General features: G+C 41.2%; 18 protein-coding genes. 12 read left to right on the top strand and 6 right to left on the bottom strand.

All coding sequences use genetic code 11. The features are described 5' to 3' along the window. Positions 1-17: 17 nt before the first annotated feature. The gene (locus tag FZF08_RS28635; RefSeq protein ID WP_159477278.1) at positions 18-1,496 is read right to left on the bottom strand and encodes a hypothetical protein; all 1,479 of its coding nucleotides are present in this window, start codon (positions 1,494-1,496) and stop codon (positions 18-20) included. Between the two features lie 185 nt (positions 1,497-1,681). Here FZF08_RS28635 and FZF08_RS28630 point away from each other — a divergent pair, with 185 nt between their 5' ends. Continuing rightward, the gene (locus FZF08_RS28630) at positions 1,682-2,971 is read left to right on the top strand and encodes an esterase-like activity of phytase family protein (protein ID WP_200837186.1); all 1,290 of its coding nucleotides are present in this window, start codon (positions 1,682-1,684) and stop codon (positions 2,969-2,971) included. 225 nt (positions 2,972-3,196) lie between these two features. Further along, positions 3,197-4,240, top strand: a complete 1,044-nt coding sequence (locus FZF08_RS28625) for an NAD(P)-dependent alcohol dehydrogenase (RefSeq protein WP_159477275.1) — start codon at positions 3,197-3,199, stop codon at positions 4,238-4,240. Between the two features lie 210 nt (positions 4,241-4,450). Here the strand turns inward: FZF08_RS28625 and FZF08_RS28620 are convergent, their stop codons facing one another. From FZF08_RS28620 to FZF08_RS28610, 3 genes are read right to left on the bottom strand one after another with little or no spacing between them, the layout of a single operon-like run. After that, positions 4,451-5,440, bottom strand: a complete 990-nt coding sequence (locus FZF08_RS28620) for a phosphotransferase (protein WP_159477272.1) — start codon at positions 5,438-5,440, stop codon at positions 4,451-4,453. A gap of 18 nt (positions 5,441-5,458) precedes the next feature. Next, positions 5,459-6,244, bottom strand: a complete 786-nt coding sequence (locus tag FZF08_RS28615; protein ID WP_159477269.1) for a DUF547 domain-containing protein — start codon at positions 6,242-6,244, stop codon at positions 5,459-5,461. A 20-nt stretch (positions 6,245-6,264) separates the two neighbouring features. Then, complete coding sequence (locus FZF08_RS28610) at positions 6,265-6,867, bottom strand: DUF6134 family protein (protein WP_159477266.1); 603 nt, start codon at positions 6,865-6,867, stop codon at positions 6,265-6,267. A gap of 128 nt (positions 6,868-6,995) precedes the next feature. On the opposite strand from FZF08_RS28610, the gene FZF08_RS28605 reads away from it, so the two are divergent. The 10 genes from FZF08_RS28605 (at position 6,996) to FZF08_RS28560 (ending at position 21,791) form a co-directional block, all read left to right on the top strand. Further along, complete coding sequence (locus tag FZF08_RS28605; protein ID WP_159477263.1) at positions 6,996-7,688, top strand: TIGR04283 family arsenosugar biosynthesis glycosyltransferase; 693 nt, start codon at positions 6,996-6,998, stop codon at positions 7,686-7,688. 67 nt (positions 7,689-7,755) lie between these two features. Then, complete coding sequence (locus tag FZF08_RS28600; protein ID WP_159477260.1) at positions 7,756-8,088, top strand: arsenosugar biosynthesis-associated peroxidase-like protein; 333 nt, start codon at positions 7,756-7,758, stop codon at positions 8,086-8,088. Between the two features lie 33 nt (positions 8,089-8,121). Further along, positions 8,122-9,168, top strand: coding sequence for an arsenosugar biosynthesis radical SAM (seleno)protein ArsS (arsS, locus tag FZF08_RS28595; protein WP_159477257.1), 1,047 nt, complete (start codon positions 8,122-8,124; stop codon positions 9,166-9,168). Beyond that, the gene (locus tag FZF08_RS28590) at positions 9,119-9,787 is read left to right on the top strand and encodes a TIGR04282 family arsenosugar biosynthesis glycosyltransferase (protein ID WP_200837185.1); all 669 of its coding nucleotides are present in this window, start codon (positions 9,119-9,121) and stop codon (positions 9,785-9,787) included. The genes arsS and FZF08_RS28590 overlap by 50 nt, the downstream gene beginning before the upstream one ends. A 242-nt stretch (positions 9,788-10,029) precedes the next feature. Then, positions 10,030-12,765 (top strand): substrate-binding domain-containing protein, encoded by a 2,736-nt coding sequence (locus FZF08_RS28585; RefSeq protein WP_159477254.1) that lies wholly within the window; start codon positions 10,030-10,032, stop codon positions 12,763-12,765. A gap of 266 nt (positions 12,766-13,031) precedes the next feature. Continuing rightward, positions 13,032-14,354, top strand: coding sequence for a sugar porter family MFS transporter (locus FZF08_RS28580; protein ID WP_159477251.1), 1,323 nt, complete (start codon positions 13,032-13,034; stop codon positions 14,352-14,354). Between the two features lie 14 nt (positions 14,355-14,368). Then, positions 14,369-15,250, top strand: a complete 882-nt coding sequence (locus tag FZF08_RS28575) for a carbohydrate kinase (RefSeq protein WP_159477248.1) — start codon at positions 14,369-14,371, stop codon at positions 15,248-15,250. A gap of 21 nt (positions 15,251-15,271) precedes the next feature. Further along, on the top strand, positions 15,272-18,430 hold the full coding sequence (locus tag FZF08_RS28570; protein WP_159477245.1) for a TonB-dependent receptor: 3,159 nt from the start codon (positions 15,272-15,274) through the stop codon (positions 18,428-18,430). Between the two features lie 13 nt (positions 18,431-18,443). Further along, on the top strand, positions 18,444-20,153 hold the full coding sequence (locus tag FZF08_RS28565; RefSeq protein ID WP_159477242.1) for a RagB/SusD family nutrient uptake outer membrane protein: 1,710 nt from the start codon (positions 18,444-18,446) through the stop codon (positions 20,151-20,153). 117 nt (positions 20,154-20,270) lie between these two features. Next, entirely contained in the window at positions 20,271-21,791 is a 1,521-nt protein-coding gene (locus tag FZF08_RS28560; protein ID WP_159477239.1) for a glycoside hydrolase family 32 protein, read from the top strand. An 819-nt stretch (positions 21,792-22,610) separates the two neighbouring features. Here FZF08_RS28560 and FZF08_RS28555 read toward each other — a convergent pair. Together FZF08_RS28555 and FZF08_RS28550 are read right to left on the bottom strand one after the other, a co-directional pair. Next, a complete protein-coding gene (locus tag FZF08_RS28555) occupies positions 22,611-23,792 on the bottom strand; it encodes a hypothetical protein (RefSeq protein ID WP_159477236.1) in 1,182 nt (393 codons plus the stop codon). 212 nt (positions 23,793-24,004) lie between these two features. Next, positions 24,005-24,622, bottom strand: coding sequence for a master DNA invertase Mpi family serine-type recombinase (locus FZF08_RS28550; RefSeq protein WP_159477233.1), 618 nt, complete (start codon positions 24,620-24,622; stop codon positions 24,005-24,007). Between the last annotated feature and the right edge of the window lie 165 nt (positions 24,623-24,787).

Here is a 24,787-nt window from a genome sequence, read left to right as displayed (position 1 = left end):
TTTATTATTGGTAAGGATTAACGAGGCAAACCTTCGATCAGAATTAACTGACTGGCCTGATCCTCATTCTTACGAACAGAACCTCCGTCAACACCTTTGTACTTGTCACCTCTCCATGTATGAGCCTGAATACCAAGCATGAAAGTATTTGGACGACCGGTTACATCCGATACATCTATCATACCACTTGATTCCCATGAACCCAATTTAGAAGTTCCGCCAACATTGTATTTTGCAGCGTCAGAGGCTGTACGACGGTGATCAATTTCAATGATCGGAGTCAATTGTCTTGTGTTCAGATTATATTGATACACATAACCATCATGTTTTTCATCACCATATCCGTTTGGATCTTCCATAATGTATATGTAGTTGGTAGTCACACAAACATTATCAGGATCCTGAAAAGTTTTGGCGATTCCTGAGCGGTCGTCTCCATCCAGTAAAACTTCAAGTTTTCCTTTCGAAGGATCTTTTTCATCCAATACCAGACGGTAAATACGTCCATATTTAGAGCGCGAATAATCGGCGTTAACACCTGAATTATCCTGGCCCGTTACTGCAAAAATAACTTCGCGTCCGTTTGCAGCAGAACCTTTGCGGTAATCAACATCTTCTACACGACCGAATTTAATACCTTTCAAATCATTTACTTTGGCATTGATCTGAGCGCCGGTAAGTGTTTTATGGTTTTCAATTTTTGCAAATTCAACATCATAAACGGTACCCGGTTTCATGTCCATTTCCTTCTGATTGTTATCAGAACGTTTCAACATGTATAACAATCCATTTTCAAGATCTCCAACAGTGTTGGAAGCGTACATTGCCAATTGTCCACCATTAACATCCGAATCATCATCACCGATCATGATAATCGTTTTGCCCGGATAAGCAGTTTTTGGTAACGGAAGCGCATTTTCAGCACTCCACCGTCCAAGACCTGCCATTTCTCTTGAAATACTTGATTGGTTTACGTTGGCATCCACTTTCAGCGCATGTGTACGAGATTCTTGTCCGCTTTCCCCGCAAGTCAAAAATACAGGTCCAAACCCATGTTCAAGAGGTGTTGCCAAGGTTGCAGAACATAAGCGCCAGGTTCCTCCATCAGAATTCAAAACGTATTCACCTTTAACAGGTTTAAAAGTTTTGTCGAGTGTAATACGTGAGACTGCGAAATTGTCTTCGTTATTGACAAGAACGGTATAGTTTCCATCCGGATTTTGGAAAATACCCGCGCCATCGGCCGAGCCGCCAAATACGTAACTTGGCGATTGTTCCAAAACATCATCACTGCTAAGCAATGAATACATAGAAAGGTTGTTCGCTCCAATGCGTCCGTTGGTTGCACCAGGAAGGAATTTGGCAAGAACCGGCGTTACCGAACGGTTTTGCACGACGATGTCCGGACTGTCGGCCATACGGTGATCTTCACAACCTGCCAAAATCAATAGGCTCAAAAGGGCTGTGGATGGTAGTAAAAGTTTTTTCGTTGACATGGTGAGTAGTTTTGTATTACTCACAAAGTAAACGGATTAGACTCTTTTGGAGATTAAATCAGTATTACCAGTTTGTTAAGATTAAAACAAAATTAAAATTCACACCTTGTTCATTTTCAGGCCCATTTCTTAATCCAGCGGTAAAATTGGCGGCTTTAATTTTGTAAAAAATTAACCATCAGAATATGAAACTGAATTTACCAGCACTCTTCACACTTTCAACGATCATGATGTGCCTTGGTTGCACGGACCATGATATTGAAACCATTACCTATCCGGAAATGGCAGAAGCCAGCAATCCCGTTGTGCTTACCAATGCAAACGGCGTTGATGTATCCAATGGTGGTTTTGGATCAGCATTGGTACAAGATCCGAATGATCACAATATCTTTTATTTCTTGACAGACCGCGGCCCTAATATTGATGGTACTGTTGCGAACTCCAAAGTATTTGCTTCGCCAGGTTTTGCACCGCAAATCGGAAAATTCAGATTATCAGGTCAGCAGCTTTTGCTTGAAAAAATCATTGAGTTAAAAAATGAAAACGGGGCCAAATTAAACGGTTTGCCTAATCCGGCTGGTCAGGGATTCAGTGGAGAAATTGCGCTGGATCTTGCAGGAAACGTTCTTACTAATAGCGTGGACGGTCTGGATTCGGAAGGAATGGCGATGGCCAAAGACGGTACTTTCTGGATAAGCGACGAATATGGCCCTCACCTGGTTCATTTTGATGCTGACGGAAAAACAATTGAAAGGATCAACCCATTTGGAAGCGGCAAAGGCGGACGCAAAATCCCTTTGGTTTTTGCCAGCAGAAGACCTAACCGCGGTATGGAAGGCCTGACGATTACACCGGATGGAAAAACCCTTGTGGGTATCATGCAGTTTCCTTTGTACAATCCATCCTCCGCGGCAGTATCGGGATCGCTGGTTACACGTATTTTGTCGTATGATATTGCTGCGGGAACAAGCAAAGAATACGTATATCTTATTGATCGTGCGAATCTTCAGGCGAACAGCGAAATCGTAGCAGTCAGTAATACCGAGTTTTTGGTTCTGGAACGTGACGGTGAATATGCAACGGATGCTACCCGGTCCACAGTGATTAAAAAAATCTATAAGATAAGTATTTCCGGAGCGACAGATATTTCGGATCCATCAAATGCAGCAACAGGAAAACTTTATAGCGGCTCTACTGTTGAACAGCTGAAAACAGCAGCGGCACTTGCTTCAAACGGCATCATACCTGTAACAAAAACATTGGTAGCTGATCTTATGACAGACATTACCTCGTTGTATCCGCACGACAAAGCTGAGGGATTGGCTATTATTAATTCTACGACGATCGCAGTATCGAACGATGATGATTTTGGAGTTACAGGGACAGGAACTTATATGTCAAAAATTCTTCCCGCAACGGGTAAAGTGGACAAAAACAGGATCTATTTTATTAAATTGAAACAGCCACTCTGGTAGTTTCAATATTGTCTTTTTATTAAAAACCGTTGCCGAAAAAATCGGCAACGGTTTTTAATTTTATAGCTAAAATAACCTGAAAAGGTATCCGAAAACTAATTCAGTTGGGTTCAGTATTAGTAAAATCTCCAAATGTTTGATTTGTATAATACAATTGTTTGATTCTTGCAATCTGTTCGTTAGGGAAGTTTATACCTTTATTTTTTTATTCAACAATACTATAAAATGATAGAAACGAAAGCATACGCAGCGCAGACAGTCGCAGCAGATTTGACTCCATGGACCTTTGAACGCCGGGAAGTGGGCCCGCACGATGTCCAGTTTGATATCCTTTTCTGCGGGGTTTGTCACTCTGATTTACACCAGATTAAAAACGATTGGTTTCCGGGAATATTCCCAATGGTACCAGGGCACGAAATCGTAGGCCGCGTGGTTAAAGTCGGCGACCATGTAAAGAAATTTAAGGTTGGCGATCTGGCCGGAACGGGTTGTATGGTCGATTCCTGCCAGGAATGTGAAAACTGTAAAAGAGATCTTGAACAATATTGCTTGGAAGGTAATACACAGACTTACAATGGTTTGGAGCGCGATGGCAAAACACCAACTTACGGAGGTTATTCCAATACCATCGTAGTTCGTGAAGAATTTGTATTGCACATTTCAGAAAAACTTGATCTTGCTGCCGTTGCACCTTTGTTATGTGCAGGTATCACCACTTATTCTCCTTTAAGACACTGGAAAGTGGGCAAAGGACATAAACTTGCGGTACTTGGCCTGGGCGGATTGGGCCATATGGCTGTCAAATTCGGGGTAGCTTTTGGTGCAGAAGTAACGGTGCTTAGCACTTCGCCTAAAAAAGAAGAAGATGCAAAAAAATTAGGTGCACACCATTTTGTTGTGACTACCGATAAAGAGCAGATCAAAGCTGCCATGGGCACGTATGATTTTATACTGGATACGGTCTCTGCCGAGCATGATTTCAATATGTATCTTTCCTTATTAAGAACGGATGGTACATTAATTTGCGTTGGTGTTCCTCCGAAACCAGCTGAAATAGCAGCATTTAGTTTGCTTGGTGGCAGAAAAAGTATTGGTGGCTCCGGTATTGGAGGTATAGCCGAAACTCAGGAAATGCTTGATTTTTGCGCAGAGAATAACATCGTTTCAGATATAGAAATGATTGATATTAAAGACATTCATACTGCATACGAACGTATGGAAAAAGGTGATGTCCGTTACCGGTTTGTAATTGATATCGCAACTCTTTAATTCGTAAAAACCATTAAACTTATCAAAGACTGGTAAGTTTAATGGTTTTCTATTTACATTGTTTGGCCACATAACGATCTTAAACTTTCCTGATTTTGGCGTTGGAACTTCTTATTCCATGGTATAATGACAGAAAATTCCGGTCAATTCGTTTTCCCGATTCAGGTGATTTTAGATACCGGATTTTCAAGGTTAACAGCCAAATTCTTATCATGAAGACACAATTAACGTCCTTGCAAATCTTAGCAATTCAATTTTTTCCTGCAAAGTTTTATGCAGAGGCAGTTGCGCCAACCCAATCAGGCGCCTGATAATTTCTATTCCTACAAACTGGTTTAGCAGGTTGTAATCGATTTGAATACTGGAAGAATATCTATCGATGGCAAAATTTATCACTGCTTCTGTTTCGCCCGCCAGATGCAGATGTGCGAGCATAACACCAAGGTCAAACTCAGCCGGGCCATAAAAACAGAACTCAGGATCGATGATCTTTATTCCTTGTCTTGTCTGAAGCCAGCTTCCAGGATAAAAATCTCCATGCAAAAGATAGTTGCCATCCGACAAATAGATCTGACCCAAATGGTCTATCTCTTTTTTTAGCACATCATCTTTTTTATAATCAGCCGCGGCGGCCTGCAATCCAGGCTGGATCCTATCCAGATCAAATCCATTTTCCATAAAAGGATATACAAAAATATGCTCATGATTGAGCGACCTCATAGCACTGTTCTTAAAGGATTCCCTTGTAGAAATACCTTGAAAGTTCACATGCAGGCAGCTCAAAAAATCTGTCAGTTCCGCAAGCCGGGAAATATCAAGAACCCTGGATGGATGATATAAAAACATGAAATCACTTGACAGACCCAAATCTTCCAGGGCCATGATATTATTGGCCGGATCAATTCCAATAACCTGGGGGGTAAGACTGGCAATGAGCGGATCAGCCTTTGTAGTTTGGTAAAAAAAACCCTCCATTAAAACCCTGTCAGCCGGAGCGCTTACCTGAGGGTATTTTTCTACATATGCCCTTGATTGTTTGACGATAAATGATCTGTCCCAGGTGCTGATACGAAGAACATAATTCATATTTCCTTCGCCCGGCACTGAAACCTGGCTTATCTTTTCTTCTTTCAATATCCATCCCTGGCTTTTCAGGTGAGATTCCAGCGAAGAGATATCTTTTGCATCCAGAATAAACATAGTGTAGGATTTTGAGGATTATGAATCGAAGTTTTTCATTTTTTGTGTCCAGTCATATTCTTTGAATTTTAATGAATAGCCCGAAAAATCCTGGTTCAGGTATTTATTCAAAATGACTTTTATACCCTTATTTCCACCAAAGTCGGCTTTGAACCATTGCAATATTCTGCTGACCCTTACCTGCTTTTTAGCGGCGTCAATCTCGGTATCTGTCTTTAAAAAAGATGAAGCTGCCAGGCTCAGTTGCTTGTCTATTTTACTATAATCATAAAATGCGATCGGAGGACAGCTGTTCGCACCGCAGTTTAAGGCAAAATGGATACGGTAATCTATTTTAGAAACCGCAAGTTGTTTGATGATCTTTCCCGGGAAAAACTGGGGCAGATAACCCAGGCTCAACTTAGACCGATACCTTCTCAGGATTCCATGTTCGATCTGGTCAAGGCTTAGTTTGATACCGCCAATGGTTATGAGTTTTTCTTTAAAAATTGCTGGTCTGGTTTTCTTTTCCTTTGAAGCAAGAATCTGAAAATAGGCGTTATAGATATTGATCCAGAATGTTTTGCGGGCATCATCGGTGGGCAGGCCAGCAATCAGCGCATCCGTTGATATTGTTGCCAAAACACGCGAAAGACTATCAACAGGCTCATCCATCTTGACCTGTAAAAGGAGTTTCCCGGATTGTTCAATCAATTTCAGATCTGGTTCTTTGCTAATCTGACCTGTTACTGGCAATAAACCAATTCCCCAAACGCCTAAGAAAACACCTGTAAAGATCGACATCCATTTCATTATAGTAATCATATATCTGTTACACTGACGAGCTATTTGATCAGCCGGACTTTAAAATCAATAAATCTGTTCTTCTTAACAATGCTTTTTACGATGTCATGACTATACGTGTATTCGTCAACCTGATCTTTGCGTTTAAAGATATAAACATCTTCTGAAACCTTGTCTACAAGAAGATAATCACCCAGATATTCTCCAAACACTTTACCCTGCCGGGGCCGTTCAAAAAACGCTTTGGCTACTGAGTATAGAATTGGGTCTGTTTCAATAGTTTCAAGATGGTGACTGTACTGGTGCGCTTTGATAAAATAACGACCATTCACTTCAATCACCTGCGTATAAAAATTTCCTTTATTGCTTTTGGTATTTACAAATGCAGTGATCAGTTTATTGTTCATATAATTACTTTCAACCTTATAAAATAGCTTTAAATGGTATAGTAATAGATTGACTTTCACATTACTGATTAATGTATACTTTGTCTTTCCATTTCCAAGGTGCAGCCTAGTTGCCATCATTGTCCCAACTTTAAAAGATGCAACTTCAATCATGTAATTAAGTGTATCCGGGCTGGGCTGACAACGGCCAAAACTGGGGATGCAGCAAAGCGACAGTATAGCGATTATGACTTTCATATGAATCAATTGAAAAACAGTTTTTTACTTTTGATCAATATATTCGTACTTACGCATAACAAAATGGTTTAGATCGGATGTCTTTTAAACCCAGTCCAATAAGCTGATGTAATCATGCCCATATTCTTATGAAGCTCAGTATTATTATTCCCACCTATAACGAGTCTGCGAACATTGCAGGTCTTGTCAGCGATTTATTTAAACTTGCTCTCGGTAAGCAAATTGAAGTTATTGTATCGGATGGGGGAAGTAAAGATGATACCTTGCAAAAAGCCGCTCAGGCTGGCGCCATCGTAATAAAATCGCCCTGGCCGGGCAGAGCCGCTCAGATGAATTACGCGGCCCGGTTTGCCAGGGGTGACGTATTGTATTTTGTTCATGCGGATGTTGGCATCCATCCGGATTATTTTAAAGATATTGAAAGCGCAGTATCAGGTGGTTTTGATGCAGGCTGTTACCGATTCCGTTTTGATTCCGATCGAAATATGCTTAAAATCAACAGCTATTTTACCCGTTTCAACAGACTGATGTGCCGTGGAGGTGACCAGACGCTTTTTGTTACGCGAACATTATTTGATCAGCTTCATGGTTTCGATGAGTATTATTCCATCATGGAGGATTATGATATCATCATCCGGATCTGGAAAATTGCACGGTTTAAAATTATTCCAAAAGACGTCATTGTATCAGCAAGAAAATATGATACCAATAGCTGGCTCCGCGTGCAACTTGCCAATCTGACCGCATTTACGATGTTTTATATGAAAAAAGATCCTTCAAAAATTGCTTTAAAATACAAAGCCATGCTGGATTACAGGTAATATCTAAATGTTCAATCTATATAATTCCGAATCTCGTATATAATTAAAACCTAAATTCTGAAAAAAAATGAACACCTACTACAATCCGGAAGACCTGAAAAAATTTGGTGCAATTGGAGAATTCCAGAAAGAACTTGCCGATAAGTTTTTCTCCTATTATGGCTCAGTATTTGCCGAAGGTGCCCTGACCGCCCGGGAAAAATCACTGATCGCCCTGGCCGTTTCCCATACAGTCCAGTGTCCATATTGTATTGACGCTTATACTACCGATACCTTGGAAAAAGGATGCTCGGAAGCTGAAATGATGGAAGCCGTACACGTGGCTGCTGCCATTCGTGGTGGTGCAACTTTGGTGCACGGTGTGCAGATGATGAACAAAGCAAAGGATCTTTCAATGTAAATGTTCTTGTCGTACTTTTATCTAAAGCAAAGAATGAAATCACTCAAAGCAAGTGGAAATCTTTTAGCGGATTCAGCAATACAGATTAAAACCTTGCATGACCAGGTTTTTGACAATTTACATCTGCCTCTTTTTGAGCAAAAGCTTGAGGCTGCATCCTTGTTTCCATTGAAACCCACAGGCACCACCACGATGCAGATCAATGTAGGTAAAATGTGTAATCAGGTTTGCAAACATTGCCACGTGGATGCTGGTCCTGACCGTAAAGAGATCATGACCAGGCATACCATGCAGCAGTGTCTGGATGCACTTGTAAATTCGCAAATCACCACAGTTGATCTGACAGGCGGAGCGCCAGAAATGAATCCGGATTTCCGCTGGTTTGTAGAACAGCTGACTGCATTGGACAAACATGTTATTGTGCGCTGTAATCTGACCATTATCGTAGCCAATCCGAAATACAATGATCTGCCTGTTTTCTTTAAAACCCACAAGGTTGAAGTGGTTAGTTCGCTACCTTTCTACAATGCAGACAAAACTGACCGGCAGCGCGGGAAAGGGGTTTTTGAAGATTCTGTAAAAGCATTGAAAATGCTGAACGCCCAGGGTTACGGCGCTGATGGAAGCCGACTAATCCTTAATCTGGTATATAATCCAAACGGTGCATTTATGCCTGCGCCCCAGAAAGGCCTGGAGCGCCAGTTCAAGAAAGTACTTTACGATGAGTTTGGAATTGTATTCAATGAGCTGTTTGCAATAACCAACATTCCTGTTAGCCGCTACCTGGATTATCTGATCAGCTCAGGCAACTATGACGGCTATATGGAAAAGCTTGTCAACGCTTTCAATCCCACCGCTGCAAACGGGGTCATGTGCAGGTCTATGGTTTCGGTTGGCTGGGATGGTTTGTTATATGACTGCGATTTTAATCAAATGCTGGACATGAAATTCGACCCTGCTTATAACCATATCAGCCTGTACAACCAGGAGCTGGTCGATAAACGTGAGATTTTAACTGGCCAGCATTGCTATGGCTGTACCGCAGGCGCAGGTTCGAGCTGTGGCGGTAATACAATCTAGCATTTTATTTATGAAAAAATCAGTTATTGTTTTTTTGAAAAATTTGACACTTGGCCGGGTTAAGACTCGTTTGGCGGCAACAATAGGCGATCATAAAGCACTTGAAATTTATGGCAGGCTGGTAACCCACACCCTTAGGCAGATAAACGAATCAGCTAATACTACGTTCCTTTACTTCTCTGATACTTTGGATAGCGATTTACCGGTAATCGAACATCCGTTTAACATCCGTTTGCAAAATGGGGAGCATTTGGGGGAACGAATGTCCAATGCCTTTAAAGAAGTATTTGAAACGTCCGAGCAAAAAATCGTCATTATAGGAACCGATTGCCCTGGACTTGATGCCTCAATAATCTCAGAAGCTATGAAAGCGCTCGATGAAAATGAGGTTGTGATAGGTCCGGCAATGGACGGAGGCTATTATCTGCTGGGCATGAAACATTTTCAACCCTTTCTTTTTGAAGATATCCCGTGGAGTACTGAGCAGGTTCTTGAACTAACTCTTCAAAAATGCAGGCAGCATCATTTAACTTATTGTTTGCTTAAAACACTTACAGACATTGATAACGAAAACGACCTGAATATGTGGAATTCATCAAAAGGAACAGAGCAGTTATAAGAACAGTAACTGATGACATAGTGCCCGTCTAATAAATGCTACATTCTAACCATCAGATCATTATACTTGATTCAAATCCGGAAAATGGATAAAATTGATTTCTGATTTTATAAACTTCACTGGCTGTGGTCATTCCGTCTGCCCGTGAGGATGCAGGACAAGCATGGCAGAAAAAATTTGATTGGACCAATAAAATGTAATACTTTTAACCCTTCCTACACTAGAACAAATACAATAAAAAATTGAAGTCTGCTGCGTTAATCCTGATTATTTTGCTTATTGCTCTGGGCTGTTCTGATGACAAGACCAGGCAGTTCACCATCGGTTTTTCCCAATGTACCGGGTCTGACAACTGGCGCAAAACTATGTTGGAAAATATGCAGCGGGAATTGTCCTTTCATCCTGAAATTAACTTTGTGATGAAAGATGCAGACGGACAAAGCTTGAAACAAATTGATCAGATACAGCAATTGGTCGATCAAAAAGTAGATCTGCTGATTGTCTCACCCAATGAAGCCAAAAGGATTACACCCATTGTTGAAAAAGCATACCAAAAAGGTATTCCGGTTATAATTGTTGACCGGCGCACGATGTCCGATCAATACACAGCTTATGTGGGTGCGGAAAACATCGAAGTGGGACGCACCGCAGGGATTTATGCAAATACCGTCCTCAAAGGCAAAGGTAATGTTGTTGAAATAAGCGAGCTACCCGGATCATCAGCGGATATTGACCGTCATAAAGGATTTGTCGAAAGTATCAGCAGTTTCCCGGGAATTCATCTGGTTGCTAAACTGGACGGTGACTGGGATAAATATTCGTTTGAAAATGACCTGACCACGCTGCTAAAAAGTGATCGTCTGATTGATTTTATTTACTGTCAAAATGATCGGCGCGCAATCCGGGCTTTTGAAATTTGCAAAAAACTGGGTCTTGAAAAACGAATTAAAATAATCGGAGTTGACGGTTTAAACGGTATCAATGAAGGCATTGATCTGGTTGACCGGGATATTCTGAACGCGACCATAATTTATCCGACAGGAGGAGAAGAATCAATTCGAACCGCTATTAATATTCTGGAAAAACAACCATTCAAGCGGGAAAACCGTTTGCAAAGTACGCTTATCGATTCTTCGAACGTGAGAATTATGAAGCTTCAAAACCAGAAAGTAATCTCCCAGCAGGAAGATATTGAAAGAAGACAGCATAAAATCGAAGAACAACGAGCTATTTCCGAAAATCAATCCATCATCATTTATGCGATCTCCATCACACTTGCGCTGGCTTTACTCTTCGGGGCTTTATCGTTTTATTCGCTGAGGGAAAATAGAAAAATCAATAAAAGACTTGAAAAACAAAACCATGAAATTTCGGATCAAAAAGATCAGATTTCAAAAATGGCCGACAAAGCGACCGTTGAACATGAGGCTAAACTGAAATTTTTCACAAACATTTCGCACGAGTTCCGGACTCCGCTGACATTGATTTTAGCACCGGTTGAGGATCTGCTGGACAATGGAAAAATTAAAGATTCGCTCATAAAACAGGAACTGAATCTGATCAAAAAAAACACATTCCGGCTCCTTCGTCTGGTCAATCAGCTCATGGATTTTCGAAAGATCGAAGGGCATAAAATGATGATCCGGGCCAGCGAGCAAAATATTGTCGGGTTTTTGAAAGATATTATGGCTTCTTTTGAAAAAATGGCCGTAAAAAGAAAAATTGATTTTCGTATGATCACTTCCCAACCGCATATTACCGTTTGGTTTGATAGCAACATGCTTGATAAAGTGATATTCAACCTGCTTTCCAATGCCTTTAAGTTTACCCGCGACAAAGGACGTATATACATTTACGTAAAATCTGTTACCGATTACAGCGTCAAAATTACGATTGAAGATAATGGTCACGGCATGACCGCATCAGAAGTTCAGCATGCTTTCGAAATTTTTTATCAGGGAGAGGGAAGTTATAAAACGCTGGGTACGGGCTTAGGATTGGCCCTTTCCAAAGAACTGATCAATCTGCATCACGGAACAATTTCAGTAGAGAGTGAGCACGAAAAGGAGACTAAATTTACCATAGAACTTCCTCTTGGAAAGGATCATTTTGAAGAAAATGAAATATGGAACGAGCCGACCGATGAAATATCCCTGGTCAGAAGTATGGAAATTCCGGAAGAAAAGATAACCGATATACCTGATTTAAGATCAGCCATTCATCATGATCAGACAATACTACTTATTGAAGACAACGATGATCTGATCCGTCTGGTGGAGCAAAAACTTCAGGATAATTATCTGATTGTTAAAGCAAGCAACGGAGAAGAAGGATTGAAACTAGCCTTTGAGCAAATCCCTGACCTGATTGTTTGTGATATCATGTTACCCGGAAAAGATGGATTACATGTTGCGTCCGTTCTGAAATCGGACTTCCGAACTTCCCACATTCCGATCATTTTACTGACTGCTAAAAATACAACCGAACAACAAATTGAAGGGATTCAGACCGGTGTAGATGCTTACATTACAAAACCATTCAATTTGAAATTTGTTAAAGAAACTATAAAGACGCTGCTCCGCAACCGCTCGATACTCCGCGAACACTACACCAGCGAACTACCGATCGAGACAACATCGACCAACAATCCCAATAAACTGGACAAGAAATTTGTCACAGAATTCACAGCCTATATCGAAGAACGCTACGGGAATTCTGATTTGAACGTCGAGGATATTGCCAGGGACATGGGGATGTCACGCGTGCAGCTTTATAGAAAAGTAAAGGCGCTTCTGGGTTTCAGTGTAAATGAATACATCCAGCAAATACGTCTGAACAAGGCGCGTTTCTTACTGAGACGAAATGATCTTACCGTTGCCGATATTGCATACAGCGTTGGCTTCTCGTCACCTACTTATTTCTCAACGGCCTTTAAAGCCAGGTATAGCCAAACACCCTTGGAATATAAAAACGCCTGATTTGTTCAAGTTTTGTTTCATCAATTCTCTGCATTGTACCATTTTTAAAAATGTAACATCATCAAATGTATCATTTTTGAAATCGGGTGTATCAAAATTGAAATAACAGTGCTGCAATTTTTCCTTGAATATGTTATAAAATGCTGATTTTGATCCATATAGAGCTTAAAGTTGACCTAGTATCAAAGTTTAACTTTTTTGAGATATTATTTAGTTATTCATAGCATCTTCGGAGCGTAGTTTTGATAAAAAAATCAGAACTAGGAATGAAAAATAGCAAAGTATTGGTTTGGTCAATCGTTGTGGCGCTGGGAGGCTTTCTCTTTGGATTTGACACGGCCGTGATCTCAGGAGCAGAAAAAGCAATCCAGATCCTATGGAAGCTCACAGCCGTTGAACACGGCTTCACAGTATCAATCGCCTTGATCGGTACAGTCATCGGGGCAATGCTGGGCGGCATTCCGGCAGATAGGCTTGGAAGGAAAAAAACATTATTCTGGATTGCCGTACTATACCTGGTATCGTCTCTTGGATCAGCCTTGTCCAATGACTGGTATCTGTTTTTGTTGTTCAGGTTTATGGGCGGTCTTGGTGTTGGCGCTTCCTCTGTGGCTGCTCCCTTATATATATCCGAAATATCACCCGCACGTTCACGTGGAAAAATGGTGGGACTATTTCAGTTCAATGTAGTCTTCGGTATTCTTATCGCCTATTTTTCAAATTATTTCATGCAGGATCTCGGAGAAGATGCCTGGCGGTGGATGCTGGGTATACAGGCAGTTCCTTCCTTGATTTTCCTTTTGGCTATACTTTATGTACCGGAAAGTCCACGCTGGCTGGTCATGAAAAAAGGCAAACTGGATGAAGCACGCCAAATACTGCAACTAATCGACCCGGGAACCAGCGAAGAGACGCTTTCTGACATTTTAAAAAGTACGGCGGATACCAAAAGCCAGCCCAAAGCAAAATTGTTCTCAGCCAAATACAAATCACCCGTTGGACTGGCGGTCATGTTCGCAATCTTCAATCAGGTATCAGGCATTAACGCGATTATTTATTATAGTCCCCGGATTTTTGAAATGACCGGACTTGGGACAAAATCAGCGTTTCTTTCTTCCGCGGGTATAGGTTTGGTCAACTTTGCATTTACATTACTGGCAATCAATTTTATAGATAAGTTTGGAAGACGCACGCTAATGTTGATCGGTTCGGTGGGACTTATCGTGACATTGAGCCTTGTGGCAAGAGCCTTTTTTATTCAGGATTTTTCAGGTGTACCTATTTTCCTTTTTGTATACATCGCCTTCTTTGCATTTTCCCAAGGCGCTGTCATCTGGGTGTTTATCTCGGAAATTTTCCCGAATGAAGTACGCGCCAACGGCCAGGCGCTCGGAAGTTTTACGCACTGGTTTATGGCTGCCGTCGTTGCCTTCTCCTTTCCCATCATCTCAGAATTTTTAGGCGGCGGTATCACTTTCTCGTTCTTCGCAGTGATGATGGTTTTGCAGCTGATTTTCGTATGGCGCGTAATGCCGGAAACAAAAGGGACCTCTTTGGAGCGACTTGAAAAAACAATGGTTTTACACTAATCCAACCCGTTGATATGACACCTTCTATTGTAATTTTTGGAGAAATGTTATGGGATATGCTTCCATCTGGCAAACAGCCCGGAGGAGCGCCCATGAATGTAGCGATTCATTTAAAAAACTTTGGTCTGAACCCAACTTTCATTAGCCGCGTAGGTACTGACGATCTGGGCGTGGAATTGACAGAAAATCTTAACCGGAAGGGATTATCTACCGAGTTTGTGCAGATCGGAGAAACCCATTTGACAGGTATAGTCAAAGTAAATCTTACCGATAAAACGGAAGTGGCCTACAAAATTGTCCAGCCTGTGGCTTGGGATTATATACAGCCGGATCCACGACTGGATGAAGTGGTGGCCAAATCGGATGTGTTTTTGTACGGCAGTCTGGCCGTTAGAAATCAGCAGACGAAGGACACTTTATATCATTTACTGGAACTAGCACCGCTGAAAGTATTTGATGTGAACCTTCGACCTCCGCATTATGACCGTCCGACGATAGAATATTTACTATCAAAAGCTGACATCGTAAAAGTGAATGAGCATGAGCTCGCTATCGTTGCCGGATGGTATGGAATCCTGCCGGATGCGCAGACACAGATGAAATTTCTGGTTGACAAATTTGAGCTCCAAATGATCTGTTTGACACTGGGAGCTAACGGGGCGGTGGTTCTTGACCAAGATGGTTTTACAAGCCAGGGCGGATACCAGGTGGAAGTTCAGGATACGATCGGCAGCGGAGATTCATTTCTGGCCATGTTCCTCAAACACATTCTGGCCGGTTCTCCGGTTTCTCTGGCGCTTAAAAATGCTTGTGCCGTTGGTGCTTTGGTAGCCACTTATCAGGGTGCTACGCCTTCAATTTCCGATTTAGAACTTGAAAAATTCCTTACTAATTAAACCGGTTATCTTCTACAATTTATGAAAAAACAACTACGATTGGTGGTCCTGACCATCCTGTGTTCCATGCAAATAGCCTGGGCGCAAACCAAAGGTACCCTTACCGGTACCGTCAAAGCTTCTGATGGGTTAACCTTGCCAGGCGTGAGCATTCTTGAAAAAGGAACGACAAACGGCGCGATCACAGACGTTGACGGGAAATATTCGATTTCTGTTTCCTCGACTGCAACCCTGGTATTTTCTTATGTGGGCATGATCGCCCAGGAACTTCCGGCTGGCAACAGCTCCAAACTGGATGTGACTTTGGAATACGATTCTAAAAACCTGGGAGAGGTTGTCGTGGTCGGTTATACTTCTTCCAAAAAGGAAGATTTGACCGGAGCGATTGCGGTCGTTGATATGGCACCGCTAAAAAATATCAGCTCGGGAAATCCGATGCAGGCTTTGCAAGGACGGGTTCCAGGTTTGTATATTGAAAAAACAGGCTCACCAAATGGTACCAATTCAAGGATTCTAATCCGTGGAGCAAACACGCTGGGAAATACTGATCCGCTCTATATCATTGATGGCGTCCCTACAAAAAGACCCGAAGTTTTCCAGGGATTAAACCCTAATTCAATCGAATCGATTCAGGTTTTGAAAGATGCTTCCTCGTCCTCGATTTACGGGTCAAGAGCCTCCAACGGGGTTATTATTGTGACGACGAAAAATGGTGCAAATTCTAATGGCAAGATCAATATTGATTTTAACAGCAGCATTTCCGCGCAGTCTGAAAAATATTCAAGGTTTAAAATGCTTAACTCGGTTGACAGGGGACGTGCGTTATGGAGAGCTTCGGTAAACGACGGTGCGAATCCGGAAGACGGTTATGGCGCCTTGTACACGTTTGACTGGAACAAGGATTTTAAAAACCCTATATTAAACGGAGTAACGGTTCAACCCTTCGTAGGCGGCAATCCGAACATGCCTGCCGGTGATACCGATTGGCAAAAAGAAATGTACAAAACGGGAATTGTTACCAACAATGAACTAACGATTTCAGGTGGAAACAAGACTTCTTCGCTGCAAGTCAATCTTGGATACTTCAAAAATACTGGTATGCTGCGTTTTACGGATTACCAAAAAATCAGTGGCCGTATCAATGCCTTAACGAGTGCTTTTGATGGAAAACTTAAAATCGGCGCCAATGTTCAACTGGCAACCTCCAATGAAACGCTTGCCTCAACGGATATTGGTGGCGCGCTTACACCAGGCCTTGCGGTGACCATGGCACCAACCATTCCTGTTTATGCAAAAGACGGCTCTTGGGGTGGCGGGATTGGCTCAGGGTATTCAGATCGGAATAATCCGCTTCACATGCAGGATATTAACAAATGGGACAACACCAACCGGATGACACTTTTTGGCAATGTTTTTGTCGAACTCCAGCCAATTAAAAACCTTTTCCTGAAAACAAGTCTAGGCGCTGATAATGCCAATTACCGTTTCAAAAATATTGAACAGGCTTTTGAAGAAGGTTCTTTTGGGCGTACCAGCAACAGTTTGACCTTGGATGAAAATCGTTATTTAAGTCTGACCTGGTCCAATACGGCAAGATATAACCTGGATCTTGGAAAACATCATCTGAAATTTCTGATCGGTACCGAAGCGATCAAAAATACGCTTGATAACCAGATTGCCAGAAAAGAAGGATTTGGTGTTCAAACCGAAGACTACTTTGTGCTCAATGCAGGTACGGGTAATACGAACGTGACCGGGACTGGCACAGGAAGCCGTTTATTATCCCAATTTGCCCGGGTTGACTATGGCTTTTCTGATCGATATCTGGCCGCCGTGACAATTCGCCGGGATGGTTCTTCACGTTTTGGTAGTCAAAATGCTTATGGTATTTTTCCGGCAGCTTCGGTTGGATGGAGAATTGATAAGGAAAATTTCTTTAAAAATGTAAGAAAGATCAGTAACCTGAAAGTAAGAGCTGGCGTTGGCCGTGTTGGAAATCAGGAAATTGGAGATCTTGCCCGTTTCGGTTTGTATGATACACGTTACGGCACCAGACAATCACAGTTTTCAAACGGTCACAACAGCTTTTTTGATCAGTATTACAACATCGGAACAGCCTATGACCTTAACGGTGCCAATACAGGAAATCTTCCATCAGGTATTGTTTCAATCCAGGGCGCTAATCCAAACCTGAAATGGGAAAGTACCAATGAAGCGAACTTTGGTGTAGACTTTGGGTTTCTGGATGGAAGTATTCAGGGATCTTTCGATTATTTTACCCGCAAAACGAGCGACATATTGATCACCCCTCCAATCGCCTCAGCCGTGGGAGAAGGACAGTTGAAAGTGGTAAACGGTGCAGCAAAATCCAACAACGGATTCGAGTTTTCGATGGGATATTATGCAAAACCAAAAGGTGATTTTACTTATAACATCATGACGGGTATCAGCCGCTTCCGTGACAAAATCACCGAGCTTCCTGAGGAGGTAAGAGCTGCCTATGCAGGAAACGTAACGAACACGATTCTTGGACATTCGCAGTTTGATTTATTTGGCTACAAAACAAACGGTCTTTTCCAAAACCAGCAGGAAGTGGATGCTGCACCAACTCAGGTCGGTGCAGGACCTGGTCGCATCCGTTATGTGGATACGAACGGAGATGGCAGAATTGATGATCTGGACCGCGTGTTCTTTGGTACTACTTTGCCTGCTTTTGAATATAACCTGAAAGTAGAAGTCTTTTACAAAAACTTTGATTTGTCTGTATTTGGTTCAGGTATTGCTGGCAGAAAAGGATTTGACTCTTATACATTCTACAACAACTTCGTCAGAGGTCGCGAGAATGTGGGACCGGGTGTTTTTGATGCATGGTCAACGACGAATACAAGTTCAAAAATCCCTGCACTTTCCCTGTCTGATTCCAACAATGAAACGCGGACTTCGGATTATTTCAACGTCAATACTTCGTATTTCAAGTTGAGAAATGTTCAGTTTGGATACGCGATCAACTCTGCATTTTTAGAGAAAATCAAGCTGCAACGCGTCCGGGTTTATCTGATGGCCGAAAATCTTTTCCTTGTCAAATCCAAAAGTTTCCTTGGGCCTGATCCTGAACGTACGGACATCAACGCTATCCCTATTCCTCGCACATTTACCGTTGGGCTAAATGTTTCATTCTAATCCTTTCCGAACAATGAAAAATAAATATATATATTCTCTTGCGTTGGCAAGCAGTTTGATGATCACTTCATCCTGCAAGGATTACCTCGACTATCAACCGCAGGGCCTTTTATCCTCTGATAATGTTAAATCAGCGTCCGCTGCTGAATCACTGGTAACCGCCGCTTATGCAGGCATTGGAAATGATGAAATGATTGGCCCGATGACCAGCATGTGGGTCTATGGAAGCGTCCGCTCGGATGACGCTTACAAAGGTGGGGGCGGCGTTTCGGATGTGGCCGAAGTCGATTTTTACGAACATTACAATCTGACAAGGCCGGATCTGACTTTTATGCATCCGTATACCTGGGAAAATTTTTACAAAGCGATTTCCAGAGCCAACGCCGCTTTGGCAAGTTTAAATACAGTAACCGAAGAAGAATTTCCTTTGAAAAAAACACGAGAAGCTGAGATGCGTTTTTTGCGTGGACACTCGCATTTCATGCTAAAAATGTTGTTTAAGAATATTCCCTACATTACGGAGGTAATGACCAGCGAGGAAATTCTAAACGAGTCGAATGTCAGGTATAAAAATGATGAATTGTGGAATAAAATCGGAGAAGATTTCCAGTTTGCGATTGATAATTTGCCTCAGAAACAAAGCCAGGTTGGCCGTGCTAATAAATTATCCGCAGCTTCTTATCTTGCAAAACTAAGACTGTATCAGGCTTATGAACAGGATGATACGCACAAAGTGACGAGCATCAACAAAACCCGGTTACAGGAAGTTGTTACGCTCACACAGCAGGTTATTGCGTCGGGACAATATAGTTTGCAGCCGGATTTTGCGGAAAATTTCATTGCTGAAACTGAAAATGGTCCCGAATCGATTTTCGCCATCCAGTATTCGATCAATGATGGTACAGCAGCGGGCAGATTGAGTTATGTGACAGGATTAAATTATCCTCACGGAGCGCCTCAATACGGATGCTGCGGATTTCACCAGCCAAGCCAGAATTTGGCGAATGCTTACAAAACCGATGCAAACGGATTGCCACTGTTTGATACATTCAATGATAAAAACGTAGATTTTAACACGGAAACTGTCGATCCGCGCGTAGACCATACCATCGGTATTGACGGACATCCGTATAAGTATGACGCAACTAAACCATTCAGCAACAGCTGGATCCGTGACCCGGGCGTTTATGGTTTTTTCCATACCATGAAAGAGCAGCAGCTAGCTACCAGCGCCTCTTATCACAAAGAAGGCCCCTTTATTGGTACATCCAAAAACATTGATATCATACGTTATGACGATGTTATTTTGATGCAGGCCGAAGCTTATATTGAACTCGGACAACAGGCACTGGCACTTCCGTTGATCAACCAGATCAGAAGACGCGCAGCTGCCAGTACCGGACGTTTGAAGAAAACAGACGGTACTCTACCTTCAAAATATAATATTAAAGAATATGCATCAGGATGGACGCAGGATTTTGCAAGAAAAGCATTGCAATGGGAAAGAAGACTGGAATTTGCAACAGAAAGTCCGCGGTTCTTTGATCTGGTCCGTTGGGGAATTGCTGAAAAAACACTGAACGCTTATATTGACAAGGAAAAAACGAGAAGACAGTTTTTAGCCACAGCGAAATTTACCGCTGGAAGAGACGAATATCTCCCGATTCCACAGCGTGAGATTAGTTTTACAAAAGGTCTTTATAAACAGAATCCAGGATTTTAAAAAACATGACTGCGTCTGAGTCAGATGCAGTCATGGATTACGTTAACTTTCTATAATAATGTAGTTGAAGGGCCAATCGCTTAAAGCTAATTGCCGAGCTACTTAACTTTCTAAATTATGATCAAATCCATCGGGATTGCAGCGATTGCATTGGTATCATCATCGTGCGCACTCTTTGCCCAAACATCCTCAAAGGAAGAATATCGTCCGGCTTATCACTTCACAGCTCCTGAAAACTGGATAAATGACCCTAACGGACTCGTCTATCTGGACGGCGAATATCATATGTTTTACCAACATAATCCGTTTGGAAATGTATCGGAACATATGAGCTGGGGACATGCCGTGAGCAAAGATCTGCTGCATTGGGAGCATTTGCCCATTGCTTTGGAGGAATTCAAAAATGCGGACGATTCCACGCAAACCATGATCTTTTCGGGCGGGGCTGTTGTAGACAGTGCAAATACTTCCGGCTTTTTTGACAAGGGTAAAAAGGATGGTATGGTGGCCATTTATACGGCTCACAAACACGCCAATCTGAAAGGTCTAGCACAATATCAAAATCTTGCATACAGTGCAGATAAGGGCCGTACCTGGAAACATTATGACAAGAATCCGGTGCTGGACATAGGACTGACCGATTTCCGTGATCCGTTTGTTTTTTGGTATGCGCCTGGTAAAAAGTGGGTTATGTCTGTCGTTAAAGCGCTGGAATATACCGTTCAGTTTTATGAATCGCCCAATCTGAAAGACTGGAAACTGTTAAGCGAATTTGGCAAGCAAGGAGATGTTTCCAAAATCTGGGAATGCAGCGCGTTGTTCCAGATTCCGGTTCAGGGTGAGAAAGAAAAAAAATGGATACTTACGCTTTCAAGCGGTCATAGACAGAAGGACTATCTTGCCATGCAGTATTTCGTTGGCGACTTTGACGGCAAAAACTTCACACCGCAGAAGCAAGACGAAATTCTTTTTATTGATGAGGGAAAAGATTTTTATGCAGGAATTCCTTTTGGTAATCTTCAATCTAAAAAACCCGTGATGATTGGCTGGATTAATGATTGGGAATATGCAAATAAAGTACCTACGGAAAAATTTAAAGGCGCCATGTCAATTCCGCGCGAGCTTTCATTGAAAAAAACAGACGCCGGTTACCGTTTGGTACAAACGCCGATTGAGTTATCTTTTATAGCCAAGAAGACTATTGAACTTACAAATATTCAAGTGAAAGAAAATCTACCACTGAAATATAATGGCGAATCCTATGAATTAAAGGCTGAAATAGAAATTGGAACAGCAAAAACGTTTGGGATCAGGTTATTAAAAAGTGAGGGAGAAGAAAGTATCCTTACTTACGATTCAGCAAAAAACACATTGAGTTTTGACAGGACAAAGTCCGGTAATGTCAGTTTTAGCGACCGGTTCCCAAGTGTGGAATCCATTGCTGTAAAACCAAAAAATGGCAAGATTACCTTACAGATACTTGTCGACAAATCAATCGTTGAAATTTTCGCAAACGGCGGTGAGCAGGTGATGACAGATGTGGTTTTCCCAAAGAAACATGAGGGAAATATTGAACTTTTTTCAACTGGCGGATCAGTTGTTTTCAAAAAATTAGAGATTCGGCCTGTGGCCCGGTAGCTGGCATTCTCTTTGCCATTTGCAGATCTTATCCCCAAATCCACGCTCAGCTCGTAAGTGGATTTGGGGATTTTTCCTTTGTGTGAATAAAGTATGATCATTGCCTATTCTTTTCCATCTGAAATCGTTTTTACAATGCCAAATTTTCAAATTACGCAAAATAAGATTTTAAGAATCCCACAAGGAAACGGAGACGCCGGTATATTATACTAGTACACGAAAAAAGGCGCCGGAATATCCAGCGCCCTTTACAAATATTTCTCACATCAGATTATTAGTTCTGATGATTAAAAATAACGTTAATAATACTCAAAGTGAAAGAATATAGAATATTTGTGCAATATCTATTCAATAAAAGAAAAAAAGCAAAATTCACTAAGATATTATACCACTTAAAAGCAAAACCTCCCCTACATCGTGGTCATTGTATTGGAAAATTATTTCAGGATCGAAAAATGGTTCCCGGTAAAGAAAAGTCAAAAATTTCCCACGGGTCGCGTAGAATTTTTCTTTTCCGGAATCCGCACGAATATTCGATTCTCAAGGGTCAACAATTCTAGTTTTCGGGTTTTGATAAAATTTCTGACCGTCAAGCAATTTACACCCAGTATTCGGGCAATGTCCGAGACGGCCACTTTTTTATCGAGTAGTTTCCTGATATCGTCTTCGAGGTTTTCATTACAAATGGCCGGAAAATAGCGGTTTAAATCTTTATATGAATTTAGAATATTGTGGCAGTAGCCTACCGTTCACTTAAGTTTTTCGTTACAAACAGGTAAAAATTGCGCATAGCCACGACGGCTTTTTCTAGTTAAGATCTTATTTAACAGTTATTTGTCTTTTTTGTGTCCTCCCGTTTTGGTCTGTCAGGGGTAATATAAATGTTCCGGGAGGCAAAATCAGTGATTTTTCGCCATAATTGTTAATTTCTATTTGATCGATAGGAACACTTTCTGCTTTATCATCTTCTTTAATTGGATAAGCAGAAATTAAGCATGGGAAATTGATATCAAATTTTATTTTATCTAGTTTATATTCTTTCCAACTATCATTACGTAATAACCAGCTTGGACGTTTAGAGATGTACTGCGTGCGTGGGTGAGCCACTTTCAAATCAACCAGACTTGAATCCCTTCTCATATTATAGGGATTCCCGTTGGTATCAATAAAAACGGCAGAATATTGAGTTTGAGCAAACTGATAGTAACGAGCCTCATATGCCGAATTACTATGCTCAGTCCAATCGACCTGATCGATAGAAAATGGGTCAATACCAGATATTTTTTTCAATGCGCCAGCCATTCTCAATGGCTCAACATTATAATCTTCCAGTAAATGGCCGAAGCCACAATGAATCAATATCTTAGCTCTTTCATCTTTATCAATAATTTTTTTTATATTTTTTGCTTCTCCGATCTCTCTTCCTTCCGGATCACTCAAATCTTCATAACAAAATAGAGTAAACCCGATTTTCAGAGCTTTACGGATCATATTGCCAAATTGAGGTTCACGGGAATAGTAACCATCATTCACTAATGGCCATTTACGAATATTAAGTAGTGAATCTTCTGCAAGAGTTTCCAGACCAAGATAACGGTATCCATTTTTATAGAGTCCTTCTAATAGTGATTCTGTAAAAACACGATGTGCAGGTTGATGGTGCGCTTCATTAATAATTATAATTTTTTCCTTTTTACTCTGCTCGATTATGTAATCGACAGCTGGCCTAACTTGGTATTTAGACAAAATATTTATATCTGAATAAGGAAATTCCGGCTCTTCACCGCCAGACTTATCGTATGTTTTTAGAGCTTTGTGATATTCCCCTATAAATGAATAAGCCCATGCGGCGAATTGATAGTTTTGAGTTGAGTCATTCAAAAATAGCTGTTCAATTTGCTTACTATTCTTGTAATCTGGCCCATCCTGTGCATGCACCAAATTACAAATAAACAAAACAATGGTTATCCCTGAAACTAGTGGATAATAAGACTTTTTCATATTGATAGATACAGTTTGCCGAAGATTATAATCGATTAGACAGCACAATATACAATATGAAAATAATAAACTATGTTTTTAGTTTATACCCTATAATTGTAAACTGCTCTATAAGCTATCCCCAACAGTTTGGGAAATTGGTTGCAACTAAAGAAAAGTAAAAATTTCACACGGGTCGCATAGAATTTCTTTTCCGGAATCCGCACGAATATTCAATTCTCAGGGTTCAACGATCCTAATTTTCTGGTTTTGATAAAATTTCTGACCGTCAAACGATTTACATCCAGTATTCGGGCAATGGCCGAGACGGCCACTTTTTTATCTAGCAGCTTTCTGATATCGTCCTCCTTACCGGTTAATTTTGTTTCCTTATTCTGAGAACCCTGCGGACGCCCTAACTTCATCCCTTCACTTTTTTTCCTGGACAAGGCGTCTTTGGTACGTTGTGATATCAAATTTCTTTCAATTTCAGCCGAAAGTGAAAATGCAAACGCCAATACTTTTGAATTGAAGTTTTTCCCTAGTTCGTAACCTTCTTTTACCGAAAAAACTTTAATATCTCTTTCCATACAGTCATGAAGGATTGACATCACCTCCATTAAGTTTCTTCCTAACCGTGAAAGCTCGCTTACCAGAAAGATATTCTCTTTTCTCATCCGGCCCAGCAATGCCGATATTTTACGGTCTTTTACCGATTTTAGTCCCGATGCGGTTTCTTGAACCCATTCATCAATGGAGAGTTTTTTGAGGTCGTCGTATTTAAGAATTTCATAGCGTTGATTTTCGACAGATTGCTTGTCGGTATACACCCTCAGATAACCATAAATCATAGTAAAAAACAGGATAGTTAATAAAAACCTAATATTTGAACCCGTTGGGTGAAATATAATTAAGGAAGAAAAGTGTATACATATTGGGTTAAGATACTGAAATTCAGTATCTTAAAGTCGCCAAACAAACCCCAATATGTATGTCAAAATTAGTGAAAAATTATT

The sequence above is a fragment of the Dyadobacter sp. 3J3 genome, from assembly GCF_009801115.1.
Taxonomy (GTDB): Bacteria; Bacteroidota; Bacteroidia; order Cytophagales; family Spirosomataceae; genus Dyadobacter.
Note: the sequence above shows the minus strand (reverse complement) of the source record. Positions and strands in the feature narration are given on the sequence as shown.